The sequence below is a fragment of the Sedimentitalea arenosa genome, assembly GCF_016428585.1.
Classification (GTDB): Bacteria; Pseudomonadota; Alphaproteobacteria; order Rhodobacterales; family Rhodobacteraceae; genus Sedimentitalea; species Sedimentitalea arenosa.
Window position 1 is genome coordinate 47418 of sequence record NZ_JAELVR010000003.1, and the last position, 13214, is coordinate 60631.

12 protein-coding genes and 1 riboswitch are annotated in these 13214 nt (G+C 63.7%); of the genes, 9 read left to right on the forward strand and 3 right to left on the reverse strand.

The features are described from left to right. Positions 1–10 precede the first annotated feature (10 nt). The 7 genes from JF290_RS04880 (at position 11) to JF290_RS04910 (ending at position 8448) form a co-directional block, all read left to right on the forward strand. Positions 11–928, forward strand: a complete 918-nt coding sequence (locus JF290_RS04880) for a methionyl-tRNA formyltransferase (protein ID WP_227363900.1) — start codon at positions 11–13, stop codon at positions 926–928. Positions 929–937: 9 nt separating this feature from the next. Then, the gene (locus tag JF290_RS04885; RefSeq protein WP_199023649.1) at positions 938–2614 is read left to right on the forward strand and encodes a formate--tetrahydrofolate ligase; all 1677 of its coding nucleotides are present in this window, start codon (positions 938–940) and stop codon (positions 2612–2614) included. A 12-nt stretch (positions 2615–2626) separates the two neighbouring features. Beyond that, positions 2627–3484, forward strand: coding sequence for a universal stress protein (locus JF290_RS04890; protein WP_199023650.1), 858 nt, complete (start codon positions 2627–2629; stop codon positions 3482–3484). Positions 3485–3600: 116 nt separating this feature from the next. Next, entirely contained in the window at positions 3601–4563 is a 963-nt protein-coding gene (locus JF290_RS04895; protein ID WP_199023651.1) for a Bug family tripartite tricarboxylate transporter substrate binding protein, read from the forward strand. 46 nt (positions 4564–4609) lie between these two features. Then, positions 4610–5113: a tripartite tricarboxylate transporter TctB family protein gene (locus JF290_RS04900; RefSeq protein ID WP_199023652.1), complete on the forward strand. Its 504-nt coding sequence runs from the start codon at positions 4610–4612 to the stop codon at positions 5111–5113. A gap of 41 nt (positions 5114–5154) precedes the next feature. Continuing rightward, positions 5155–6675, forward strand: coding sequence for a tripartite tricarboxylate transporter permease (locus tag JF290_RS04905; protein WP_199023653.1), 1521 nt, complete (start codon positions 5155–5157; stop codon positions 6673–6675). 30 nt (positions 6676–6705) lie between these two features. Beyond that, positions 6706–8448: a DEAD/DEAH box helicase family protein gene (locus JF290_RS04910; RefSeq protein ID WP_199023654.1), complete on the forward strand. Its 1743-nt coding sequence runs from the start codon at positions 6706–6708 to the stop codon at positions 8446–8448. A 15-nt stretch (positions 8449–8463) separates the two neighbouring features. Here JF290_RS04910 and JF290_RS04915 read toward each other — a convergent pair whose 3' ends face one another. Continuing rightward, positions 8464–8988: a porin family protein gene (locus JF290_RS04915; RefSeq protein ID WP_199023655.1), complete on the reverse strand. Its 525-nt coding sequence runs from the start codon at positions 8986–8988 to the stop codon at positions 8464–8466. 52 nt (positions 8989–9040) lie between these two features. Further along, positions 9041–10015, reverse strand: coding sequence for an NAD(P)H-quinone oxidoreductase (locus JF290_RS04920; RefSeq protein WP_199023656.1), 975 nt, complete (start codon positions 10013–10015; stop codon positions 9041–9043). Positions 10016–10145: 130 nt separating this feature from the next. On the opposite strand from JF290_RS04920, the gene cobO reads away from it, so the two are divergent. Together cobO and JF290_RS04930 are read left to right on the forward strand one after the other, a co-directional pair. Next, on the forward strand, positions 10146–10757 hold the full coding sequence (gene cobO, locus JF290_RS04925) for a cob(I)yrinic acid a,c-diamide adenosyltransferase (protein WP_199023657.1): 612 nt from the start codon (positions 10146–10148) through the stop codon (positions 10755–10757). A gap of 6 nt (positions 10758–10763) precedes the next feature. Continuing rightward, positions 10764–12209 (forward strand): cobyric acid synthase, encoded by a 1446-nt coding sequence (locus tag JF290_RS04930; RefSeq protein ID WP_199023658.1) that lies wholly within the window; start codon positions 10764–10766, stop codon positions 12207–12209. 64 nt (positions 12210–12273) lie between these two features. On the opposite strand, the gene JF290_RS04935 is transcribed toward JF290_RS04930, so the two are convergent. Next, positions 12274–12951: an energy-coupling factor ABC transporter permease gene (locus tag JF290_RS04935; protein ID WP_199023659.1), complete on the reverse strand. Its 678-nt coding sequence runs from the start codon at positions 12949–12951 to the stop codon at positions 12274–12276. A gap of 31 nt (positions 12952–12982) precedes the next feature. After that, positions 12983–13192: riboswitch (cobalamin riboswitch) on the reverse strand. Positions 13193–13214 lie beyond the last annotated feature (22 nt).

A 13214-nucleotide genomic window follows, 5' to 3' on the forward strand; every position in this document is an offset into this window, starting at 1 on the left:
GGAGGGGCCGATGCGAGTCATCGTCATGGGTCAACAGGCGTTCGGCAAGGACGCGCTGGCGAAAATTCTGGATGCCGGAACCGACGAAGTGGTCGCGGTCTATTGCGAGCCCGACCGCGAGGGCAAGCCGGTTGATCCAATCAAGGAATTCGCATTGGAGAAAGGACTGCCAGTCCGGCAACCCGCCCATTTCAAGGACCAGGCGTCGATCGACGAACTGGCCGGGTTCGATGCCGATCTGATGGTCATGGCCTTCGTCAACGTTTTCGTGCCCGAGGCCGCGCGCGACACGCCGAAACAGGGCTCGATCTGCTTCCATCCCTCGCTGCTGCCCAAGTATCGCGGCCCGTCGGCGGTGAACTGGCCCATCATCATGGGTGACACGAAATCGGGATTCTCGTGGTTCTATCCGACCGACGGGCTGGACGAGGGCGACGTGCTGCTCAACTGGGAATGCGAGATCGGTCCGGACGACACGGTGATCGATCTGTATTTCAAGAAGATCTATCCCGCGGCTGTCGACTCGGTGCTGCAGGTCTGTGACCTGTTCCGGTCTGGCAATCCGCCGCATATCGAGCAGGATGAAAGCCAGGCGACCTACGAACGCCGCTGTACGAAAAAGCATGCCAAGGTCGATTGGAACAAGCCGGTCAAGCAGGTCTATGACCTGATCCGCGGCACCAACCCGGCGCCGGGCGCCTGGACAACCCATGACGGGGCCGAGCTTGGCGTTTTCGATGCCGCGCGGGTCGCGGGTGACGGTGTCTCGTCGCGAGTCATTGATATCTCGGACGAAGGAGTGACCGTGCAGTGCATCGGCGGCCGCATCCTGTTGAAACGTGTCAAACCGGCCGGTGGCGGCAAACAGCCCGCCGCCGACTGGGCCAAGGCCGCCGGGCTGACCGTCGGCGACACCCTGGGAGAGTAAGGGAAGACCATGACATTCAAGACGGATATCGAGATAGCGCGTGAGGCGGTTAAGGAGCCGATCCAGGCGATTGGGGCGAAGCTTGGGATCGGTGAGGCGGATCTTGTGCCTTACGGGCATGACAAGGCGAAGGTGTCGGCGGATTTCATCGCGCGCAGTGCCGGGAACCCGGACGGCAAGCTGATCCTGGTCACCGCGATCAACCCGACGCCGGCGGGCGAGGGCAAGACGACGACGACGGTGGGTCTTGGCGACGGTCTGAACCGGATCGGCAAGAAGGCTATGATCTGCATCCGCGAGGCCTCGCTGGGCCCGAATTTCGGGATGAAAGGCGGCGCCGCGGGCGGCGGCATGTCCCAGGTGGTGCCGATGGAGGACATGAACCTGCATTTCACCGGCGATTTCCACGCCATCACCAGCGCCCACAACCTGCTTTCCGCGATGATCGACAACCACATCTACTGGGGCAACGATCTCGAGATCGACCAGCGCCGCGTGGTCTGGCGCCGGGTTCTGGACATGAACGACCGGGCGCTGCGCGACATCGTGACCAGCCTCGGCGGCGTCTCCAACGGCTTCCCCAGCCAGTCGGGTTTCGACATCACCGTGGCCTCCGAAGTCATGGCGATCCTGTGCCTGGCCAAGGATCTCGACGATCTGCGCACCCGCCTGGGCGACATGATCGTGGCCTACCGGCGCGATCGCAGCGCGGTCTATGCGCGCGACATCAAGGCCGATGGCGCGATGGCGGTGCTGCTGAAGGACGCGATGCAGCCGAACCTGGTGCAGACGCTGGAAAACAACCCGGCCTTCGTGCATGGCGGCCCGTTCGCCAACATCGCGCATGGCTGCAACTCGGTCGTGGCGACCAAGACGGCGCTGAAGCTCTGCGACTACGTGGTGACCGAGGCGGGCTTCGGTGCAGACCTGGGGGCCGAGAAGTTCATGAACATCAAGTGCCGCAAGGCGGGGCTCGCGCCCAGCGTCGTGGTGCTGGTCGCCACGGTGCGGGCGATGAAGATGAACGGCGGCGTCGCCAAGGCCGACCTGGGCGGTGAAAACGTGCAGGCGGTCAAGGACGGCTGTGCCAACCTGGGCCGGCACATCGAGAACCTCAAGAGCTTCGGCGTGCCGGTGGTGGTGGCGATCAACCACTTCGTCACCGACACCGAGGCCGAGGTGGACGCGGTCAAGGACTATGTCCGCAAGCACGGCTCCGAGGCGGTGCTGAGCCGGCACTGGGAACTGGGCAGCGAAGGGTCCGAGGACCTCGCCCGCCGGGTCGCCGAGGTGGCCGACAGCGGCATGGCGGCGTTCTCGCCGCTTTATCCTGACGAGATGGGTCTGCTGGACAAGATCAACACGGTCGCCAAGCGGATCTATCGCGCCGACGAGGTGCTGGCCGACAAGAAGATCCGCGACCAGCTGAAACAGTGGGAGGACGCGGGCTACGGCAACCTGCCGGTCTGCATGGCGAAGACCCAGTATTCCTTCACCACCGACCCCAACCGCCGCGGCGCCCCCACCGGCCATTCGGTCCCGATCCGCGAAGTCCGCCTCTCCGCCGGCGCCGGCTTCATCGTCGTCATCTGCGGCGAGATCATGACCATGCCGGGCCTCCCCAGAACCCCCGCATCCGAAACCATCATGCTCAACGACAACGGCCAGATCGAAGGCCTGTTCTAGGGAAATGGCGTCATGATCCGCAAGATATTGGTGCCGGTGCGCGGCGACGGCAAGGGCGACAATGTCATCGCCCATGCCGCGGCGCTCGCCCATCGCAACAAGAGCCATATCGTGATCGCCCATTGCCGGGCGCGTCCGCAGGACATGCTGCCCTATGGCGTTCCGCTGCCGGCGATGTTCCGCAAGCAGATGCTCAAGCAGGCGGAGGAGCTTGCGGATACCGAAGAAGAAAGCATGAAGCGCGAACTTCAGGCGCTGGCCGAAAAGCTGGACCTGACGTTTCAGGATGTGCCCAATGGCGGCGAGACCGCCACGGTCGGCTGGGTCGAGGAAGCCGGGAAGATGGTCGACGTGATCCGCCGTCACGGCCGGCTCGCCGACCTGATCGCGGTGCCCCAGCCCGATGTCGACCGCAATCTGGGGGCGAATTCGCTCAAGGCGGCGCTGTTCAGGACCGGGCGACCGGTCCTGATGGTGCCCAACGGGGTCGAGGCGCCGACGGAACTGGGGCGTCACGTGACGGTTGCCTGGAACGGCTCGCTGGAAGCCTCAAAGGCGGTCACGATGGCTTTGCCGGTCCTGCGCTCGGCGGCGCGCGTGACGGTTCTGTCCTCCGGTGGAGAGCCGGTTTCGGCGACCGCGGAGGACCTGGTGGCGTATCTTGCGGCGCATGACATCGATGCGGCGATTCACCGGTTCGAAGGCAGCGGCAAGGTGGGCAAGGCGTTGCTGGCAGCCAGTGCGGAGTTGGGTGCGGACATGCTGGTCATGGGCGCCTACGGCGATAGCCACGAGAAGGAGACGATCTTTGGCGGGAACACGCAGCATATCGTGGACCACGCCCGGATGCCGGTGATCCTGGTGCATTGAAGCAGCATTAGGGGCTGGGAGGAGAAGACCTTATGAATCAAGGAGTCGCCGACACAACGGCGACCGGCGCGACGCGACGCTTTCGTGTCAGACAGACGATATCCTGGGAGGATAGAATGAAAATAACCAAACGCTTGTTCGTGAAGCTGGCCGGAGCGACCGCTCTGGCAGGGATGATCGCAGGACCCGCGGCGGCCTGGGAGCCGACAAAGCCGGTCGACTTCGTCATCATGGCCGGTGCCGGTGGCGGCGCGGACCAGATCGCCCGCTTCATCCAGTCGGTGGCCGAGAAGAAGGACCTGACCAACCGTCCGCTGGTGCCCAACAACAAGGGTGGCGGATCGGGGGCCGAGGCACTGATCGCGCTGAACGGCGCGAGCGACCCGGACCACACGATTCTTGTGACGCTGAACTCGTTCTTCACCACGCCGCTGCGCCAGGAGAACCTCGGCATCGACGTTCAGACCTTCAGCCCGATCGCGATGATGGGCGTCGACCCCTTCGTGCTGTGGGTCCACAAGGACAGCGGCATCACCAGCTTCGAGCAATGGCTCGAAGAGGTGAAGAAGGGCGACTATATCATGGGCGGTACCGGCAAGGGACAGGAAGACAGCCTGGTCATCACCTACCTTGAGCAGGCCTTCGATTTGGACATCAAGTACATCCCCTACAAGGGCGGCGGCGCGGTGGCCAAGGACCTGGCCGGCAAGCAGATCATGGCCACGGTGAACAACCCGGCCGAGACCAAGGGGTTCTACGCCGCGGGCGACGTGGTGCCGCTCCTGTCCTTCTCGGACGAGCGCATGCCGGCTTTCCCGGATGTGCCGACGCTCAAGGAAAAGGGGCATGACTTCAGCTACTACAACCAGCGGGCCGTTGTCGGTGCGCCGGGACAGTCGGATGAGGCGGCTGCCTACTACCAGGACCTGTTCAAGACTATCTACGACAGCCAGGAATGGCAGGACTACATGACGACGGAAAGCCTGTCGCCGCTGTGGATGAGCCCGGACGAGCAGAAAGCCTACTGGCAGACCCAGGTCGAACGTCACAAGGAGTTGCTGGCGGCGATGGGCGAATAGTCCCGCTCCGGCACTGATCCGATACACACACTCACAGGAGGGCCGGATGCGCCTCGCAGAAATCGTCACGGCGGGCGTTCTGGCCCTCCTGTCCATCTACATGATGTACAAAAGCACCGAACTGGATGTCGGTTACATCACGGGCGAAGGGCCCGGCGGCGGAGCCTGGCCGTTCTGGCTGTCGGCAATCATGCTGATCTGCACCGGGATCATCGCGTTCAACTGGTGGCGGCGCACATCGCCCCCCAGTCAGTCCGATGAGGTGCTGCTGGATGGCTATGGCAAGCGCACGATCGTTCTGGTCGGCGGTGGGCTTCTGGGTTTCATCGCGCTGGTCGACATCATCTCGATGTATGGCGCGATGGCGGTCTTCCTGTTCTACTACTTGCGGTTCCTCGGCCGGCACAGCTGGACGCTGACGCTCAGCCTGTCGCTGCTGCTGCCGATGGTCTTCTTCTTCTTCTTCGAAGGGCTCATGCGCATCACGATGCCAAAGGGCCTGAGCTTCACCGAGCCGTTCTACAACTATCTCTACTCAATCATCTACTGATCCACCGCCAACCGCGTAAGTGAATCGGGAAGGGGCTTTGCATGGAAATCTTGGGTCTTCTGTCGGACGGGGTGATGGTCTCCCTCATGCCGATCAACGTCATGCTGATCCTGCTCGGTGTGACGCTGGGACTGTTCATCGGCGCGATGCCGGGGCTCGGCTCGGTGAACGGGGTCGCGATCCTGTTGCCGATCACTTTCCTCGTGCCGCCCAACTCGGCCATCATCTTCCTCGCGGCGATCTACTACGGCGCGATGTATGGCGGCGCCATCAGTTCGATCACGCTGGGCATTCCGGGAGCATCGACCGCGGTCGCCACCACCTTCGACGGTCGCCCTCTGGCAATGAGCGGGCGCGCCAGCCTGGCACTGGTTACCGCGGCGCTTGCGTCCTTCATCGGCGGCACGATCTCCAACGTTCTCTTCACGGTCTTTGCACCGCTCTTGGCCACCGTCGCCCTGATCTTCGGGCCGCCCGAGATCTTCGCGCTGATGCTGCTGGCCTTTGCAACCTTCGTCGGGCTGGGCGGTGACGACATTCCCAAGACGATCCTGTCGATCTGCCTCGGCCTCGTCTTTGCCGCGATCGGTTTTGACGAGATCTCGGGGGCACCGCGTCTCGTGCTGTTCGACATCAACGGGTTCATGAAGGGCATCAGCTTCCTCGTTCTCGCGATCGGGGTCTACGGCATTGGCGAGATGATCTGGACCATCGAGAATACCCGCGGCGAGGTCACGACCACCGAGGCCAAGATGAGCTTGAAAGGCATCGTGCGGGATTCCAAGGAAGGGATGCGGCGGGGCTGGAAAGGGACCATGATCGGGTCGTTCCTCGGCTTCTTCGTGGGCATCCTGCCGGCTGCGGGGGCGACACCGGGGTCACTGATGTCCTATGGCGTCGCCAAGATGGTCGCCAAGAACCCCAAGGAGTTCGGCAAGGGCCACCCCGGCGGGGTCGCGGCCCCGGAAGCGGCGAACAATGCGGCCTCGACCGGATCGATGCTGCCGATGCTGACGCTGGGTATTCCCGGCTCGCCGACGACGGCGATCCTGTTGGGGGGCATGGTGATCTGGGGGCTGACGCCGGGTCCGCGCCTGTTTACCGACCAGCCGGATTTCGTCTGGGGTCTGATCGGGTCGTTCTATATCTCGAACGTCTTCGCCCTGCTGGTGAACCTGGCGTTCATCCCGCTGTTCATCTGGATGCTGCGGATGCCGTTCACCGTGCTGGCGCCGCTGATCTTCGTGCTGTCGGTCGTCGGTGGCTACGCCGCGACCCAGGACATGTTCGACGTCTGGTTGATGCTGATCTTCGGGCTCGGCGCGTTCTTCCTGCGCAAGCTCGATTATCCGTTGGCGCCTGCGGTTCTGGCCATCGTGCTGGGTCCGATCGCCGAGCCGACGCTGCGCCAGTCGCTGCTGCTCTCCTCGGGTGACGCGACGGTGTTCCTGACCCGTCCGATTGCCGGACCGATCACCATCATCGCGCTGATCCTGATCCTTTTGCCGCTGTTCAAGGCAATCATGACGAAGTTGCGCGGAACGCGGACAAACGAGGCCTGATCCTGGCCTGACGCCAAGAAGGGAAGTGCCATGAGTGACGCGTATCATGCCTGGAATCCGGGGCTGACTTCGGAGATTCCGTCCGACTTGATGCCACTGGTCACGCTCTACAGGCCGGAGAATTCGCAAGTGTCCTATGCCGAGGCGAAGGAGGCGGCTGAGTTTTGCGGGCGCAAGCCGGCCGAGATGAACGCCTTTACCGCCAGCCGGCTGGTACGGCACGAATTGCTGATCCGCCTGATGGCGGACATCAACGTGCCGGACGGTCCGGACTATCCGGAACTGGGCGAGAACCTGCGCGGCATGGCGGCGACCATTCTGGAAAAGTATATCGAGCCTCAGATGCCGATGCTCGATCGCGAATTCACCAAGTTGCGTGTCCGGGTCGAGGAAAAGCTGGCGGCGCGGCTCGACAAGGACCTCGACCGGCGAGGCGACGGGGCAGAAGCGTCCCCCGGCTTGCTGGCGCGGCTCACCGGGGCCAAGCCCCGGCCTTCCGAGGGCGAATCCGCCGAGGTCCAGGCGCTGCTGGACTGGCAGGCCGAGGTGGATGCCGGGGGTGACGCGTTCGAAATCGCCTGTCTGCGCGGGCTGCTGACCATTGTCGGTGGCATCGTCGGGCAACGCGGCCGGTTGGTCGGCGACCGCGACATGGTCGTGCGGTGGGCGGCAAACCGGGTGTGCAACACCTATGGCAGCCAGCGGATCGGCCAGATGATTCAGCCGATGATCCGCGAGGCTGCACGAGCCGAGGGTTATCGTATCCTTCCGTTCCAGTCCGCACCGCTCTTCATGAGCGTCAAGGGCGGGCCCGGCGCAGGCAAGAGCACCCTGCGTCCCCTGCAGCGAGAACTGGCCGACAGGCTGGGTGTGCCGTGGGAGGATTTTGCCAAGGTCAGCCCCGACTACTGCCGCAAGTTCCTGCTGGACTACGACAGCCTCGGCGATCATGCGAAATACGCGGCGTCGCTGACGGCCCAGGAGCTTGAGATCATCGACAAGAAGATCGACGGCTACATGGAGGGCAAGGCCGCCCGGTCCGAGATGCCGCATGTCCTGGTCGACCGCTTCCGCTTCGACAGTTTCATGCCGGCACCCTTCCAGAAACCGGGTGGCACGCTGCTCAGCCGGTTCGCCGATACGGTCTATCTGTTCTTCATGATCACGCCCCCGGCCGAAACGGTCGAGCGCGCCTGGCAGCGGGGCTTGAAGACCGGGCGTTACAAGGCACTGGACGACATGCTGCATTTCAATGTCGAAGCCAACATCGGCATGCCGCAACTGTTCTTCAACTGGGTCAAGAAAACCAACCAGAAGATCCATTTCGAGTTTCTCGACAACGCGGTGCCGCTGGGTGAACGGCCGCGCACTGCCGCATTCGGCTGGAATGACAGCATCACGATCCTTGACCCTGCCTGCCTGCGCAGCATGGCAGCCTATCGCAACATCGACATCGAGGCGACAAGCCCCGAGACGCTGATGCTGCCCGGCGACCCGCCGGGGCCGGACATCCTGTCGGAATGCGTGACGCGGGTTGCCAACGTCACCTTTGCCGATGCCGAAACCGCACAGGTGCAGGCCCAGACGCGGGACGGCCTTTGCGCCTTCGAGCGGGAGGGTTTTCTGGCAGGGCTGTCGCTGGAAGGCATCTGCCAGACTCTTGCGGCACGGCAGAACAAGGTTGCGCACATTTCTCACGACCTCGCCGATGCCGAGCCTCTGGACGTCGCAGCCGAGCAACGCTTTACCGTCGGGCGCTGGGGGCGAAGCTGATCGGGAAAGACCCGGTCAGAACCGGTAGGAGACCCGGAAGCTGAGCGACGTCACGTCGAGGTCGATGCCATCTGCGCTGAACGAATCATACATAAGCTCGGCCCCGAGCAAGACGTTGCTCGTGAGCTTGTAGTCGACGCCGAGGCCGAGTGTGTGCCCATCCTCGTCTTCGTCACTGTCGCTGATGCGCGCATACCCGGCCACCCCGTAGAACAGGGCGGATCCGGTCGTGTAGCCGAGCCTGATCTTGACCCGTTCGCTGGTCAGGTCTTCGTCAAACGCCAGATCGGAATATTCCAATTTGCCACGGCTCAACTCGCCGCCCAGCACGATACGGTCGTTCAGGTTGTGATTGTACCCGGCATGCAGACCGAAACCCGTGGAGTTTTCACTGGTTCCCAGCCCTGCAAAGGACACCTCGGTGTCCGTGGCCGCGATATGACCCCCGACATAGAAGCCGGTCCAGCCGTCCTGGGCCAGTGCCAGTCCAGGGGCGGCGATCAGGGCGACCGACATGGCGCGCGCGAGAAATCTGTTCATTGAATACCCTTCAGAAAAAGTTTGAACCTGCCGGGGGCGTTGGCGGGCCTGATCACTGCGACGGGACCAGCAGGATCTTGCCGCGATGCGCGGCCTTTTCCATCATCGCATGGGCCTCGGTCGCCTGATCGAAGGGAAAGACCTTGTAGGTCTGCGGTTTCAGCGCACCGCTGGCGAATAGCGGCCAGACGGTTTCGCGCAACTCGGCGGCGATGGTCGTCTTGAAGGACTCGGGTCGCGATCGCAGGGTCGACCCGGTATAGACCAGCCGTTTCAGCATGATCGGCATCAGGTTGATTTCCACCTTCGAGCCGGCGTTGAAGGCGAGTTGCACGATGCGCGCGTCGGGGCTGGCGGCCTTGACGTTGCGCGCCACGTAGTCGCCGCCGATGATGTCGAGGATCAGGTTCGCACCGCCGGCCTCGCGCACGATGTCGACGAAGTCCTCCTCGTTGAAGTCGATCGCTCGGTCAGCACCAAGACCCTCGGCATAGGCACAATCCTCCGCGCCCGCACAGGTGGTGAAGACCCTGAGACCCATTGCCTTGCCGAGCTGGATCGCGGTCGACCCGATGCCGCCCGCGCCGCCATGGACCAGCAACAGCCCATCTTTGGGCACCTTCTGGTCGTGGAACAGGTTGCTCCAGACGGTGAAATAGGTCTCGCACAGTCCGGCGGCGTCGATGTCGCTGACGCCTTCGGGGATCGGCAGGCAATGGCCGGCGTCGATGGCGACGTACTCCGCATAGCCGCCGCCATTGGTCAGCGCGCAGACGCGGTCGCCCACGGCCCATCCCGTCACACCATCACCCAGCGCGACGATTTCGCCCGACACTTCGAGGCCCAGCAGGTCCGAGGCCCCCTTTGGCGGCGGATAGTGGCCGCGCCGCTGCACCAGATCGGGACCGTTCACCCCGGCGGCGATGACCCGGACCAGCACCTCGCCGGACCTTGCCTCGGGCAGATCCCGGCTGCCGGTGCCGAGCACATCGGGGCCTCCCGGTTCACGCATCTCGATGGTTTTCATGGTCTCGGGCAGCACAAGCGAAATCCTCTGTTTTCCTGTGCCAAATCCTAGGTTTCCGGTGCGGAATTGGCAATCGCAATCCGGTTTGGACTGGTGTAGGGACGGTTCGACACAGCACCGGGGAGGCATCATGACCGACGACGAGAACACCCGCCACCGCGAGAAGATGAAGAAGATCAAGGCGGCGCGCGACCGGATGATGGAGGGCAAGACCGACGAAAAGGGTCTGATCATCGTCCATACCGGCCCCGGCAAGGGCAAGTCCTCCTCGGGCTTCGGGATGATCATGCGCTGCATCGCCCATGGGATGCCCTGCGCGGTGGTGCAGTTCATCAAGGGCAACTGGGTGACAGGCGAAGCCGAGTTCCTGCGCACCCGCTTTGCCGAGGAATGCACGTTCGTGATTTCCGGCGAAGGCTTTACCTGGGAAACGCAGGACCGGGAACGCGATATCGCCGCCGCACAGGCGGGCTGGGCCAAGGCCAAGGACCTGATCCGCAACCCTGATATCCGCTTTGTCCTGCTGGACGAGATCAATATAGCGCTGCGATATGACTATCTCGATATCGACGAGGTGGTCGATTTCCTGCTGACCGAAAAGCCCGAGATGACGCACGTGGTCCTGACAGGGCGCAACGCCAAGCCCGAGTTGATCGAGGCCGCAGACCTGGTCACGGAAATGGCGCTTGTGAAGCATCCGTTCCGTGACGGGATCAAGGCTCAGAAAGGCGTGGAGTTCTGAGCCGATATGCCGGCGCTCATGATCCAGGGCACGGGGTCCAACGTCGGCAAATCGATGCTGGTGGCCGGTCTGTGCCGTGCGGCAAAAAGGCGCGGGTTGTCGGTGGCGCCCTTCAAACCACAGAATATGTCCAACAATGCCGCCGTCACGGTGGATGGCGGCGAGATCGGTCGGGCGCAGGCATTGCAGGCACTGGCCTGCGGGCTCGAGCCGGTCACGGACATGAACCCGGTGTTGCTGAAGCCCGAAACCGATGTCGGCTCGCACGTGGTGGTGCAGGGGCGGCACAAGGCGACGGTGAGGGCGCGGGACTACGCGGCACTGAAACCCTCGCTGATGGCGCCGGTTCTGGAGAGCTTCACACGACTGAAGACAGCGCATGACCTCGTGATCGTCGAAGGCGCAGGCAGCCCCGCCGAGGTGAACCTGCGCGCGGGTGACATTGCCAACATGGGCTTCGCCGTGGCGGCGAATGTGCCGGTCGTGCTTGCGGGCGATATCGATCGGGGCGGCGTCATCGCGCAGATGATCGGGACGCAGGCGGTGCTGCCGCCCGCGGATGCAGCGACCGTTGCGGGGTTTCTGATCAACAAGTTCCGCGGGGATCCGCGTCTGTTCGATGACGGCTACGATCTGATCGCCGCGCGTACCGGATGGCAAGGGTTCGGTGTCTTGCCCTGGTTTCCCGACGCGTGGAAACTGCCGGCCGAGGATGCTTTGGACATCGCCACTGCCCCCCGCGCGGTCGGGTTGCACGTGGTTTGCCTGTGCTTCTCGCGGATCGCCAATTTCGACGATCTCGATCCGCTTTCGCAGGAACCCGGTGTGAGCGTGACGATGCTGCGCGCGGGGCAACCGATCCCGGGCGATGCGGATCTCGTCATCCTGCCGGGCAGCAAGTCGACGCGCGGCGACCTAGCCTTTCTACGCGCGCAGGGGTGGGATATCGATCTCGCCGCGCATGTGCGGCGGGGCGGTCGCGTGTTGGGAATCTGCGGCGGCTACCAGATGCTGGGGCAGTCCGTTTCGGACCCTGCGGGTATCGAGGGGCCGCCGGGAAACATGCCGGGCTTGGGCCTGCTGGACGTGACGACGGTGATGGCGCCGGAAAAGCGGCTGACTCGGGTGCAGGCCGAACATGTCGGATCGGGCCAGGCGTTTCAGGGCTATGAAATCCATATCGGCCAGACCAATGGCCCGGATTGCATCCGGCCGTTCGCGCGCATCGATGGCAAGGACGAAGGCGCGGTCAGCGCAGATGGCCGGATCATGGGCAGCTACCTGCACGGTCTGTTCCGGCACGACGACTTCCGGCGCGCTTTTCTTGCCGAGCTTGGCGTCGCGCCATCCGGCTTCGCCTATGACGTTTCGGTCGAAACGACGCTGGACGCGCTGGCCGATCACCTGGAAACCCATCTGGATGTCGCTGGCCTGCTGGCCGTCGCGCGCTGAACGTGAGCAAAAAAAAGCCCCGATGAAATCACCGGGGCCTTTTGTGTGCGTCGTGTCGCTTGGATCAGGCGGCGGAGTAGAGCCGCTCCGTGACCAGTCCCGAACCCTGCAGGCTCTTGAGCGACTTGGCCCCGGCCAGAACTGCCAGGTCGACCAGTGGCTCGATCAGGATGACCATCATGTAGGCCGCACCGAAGGCGCTGACGGCGGCGAAGGTCTCGGCTCCGGCGCCATGGCCGTAGAACGCCCAGAACGCGACCCAGGCGACGACCCCGCCCTGGTAGGCTGCGGAGAGCTTCAGCACGTCAGTATATTTCAGGTCGACATAGGCCACGCCGCGCGGCAGCGCCTTGCGGGCAAGTGCGTGGATCGCGAACAGCGGCACCAAGAGGGTGGTGATGTTGACGAAATACATCGGCAGGTCGGTCGGAGCGAAGAACATCCCCTGGATCGCAAGCCCGGCGGCCAATCCGACCGCGGCGGGGGCGGCGCCCAGAATCAGCAGAATGGTGGAGCCGAGAATGAAATGGACCTCGGAGATGCCGACAGGGAAATGCGGCAGCAGCTCGAAGAAGATCAGAACGGCCACGGTCGCAGCAACGCTGCGTGCGACGAAGGACGCGGCGGGGCGCGTTTTGAGCTCGTCCGCGATCAGCTTGGCGGAATAGCCGGCAGCACCGGCGGCGGTGCCATAGGCCAGCACCATTTTGGCGCCGTGAACGACTCCGGGTTCGATATGCATAGTATGTCTCCTTTCCGTCGCACCCGACGGGAGTTTCGTTTCGTGCCTGGCAGGTCTCCTGGCTCGCGGGTCGCTGCTTCTGTTCCCCTTCCCCGCGCACGGTGGCCCGAGTGGTTTGCCGAACAGACGCTCGCCGCTTACAGTCGCGGGGGCGGCTTTGGCCTGGATCGCCGAAGCGATCGCACCATATTCCCTCTTCGCTCTCGGCGGGCGCCGACAGACCAGACGCCCCACCTAACCGCGAAGACCGGTTTCGCGCAATG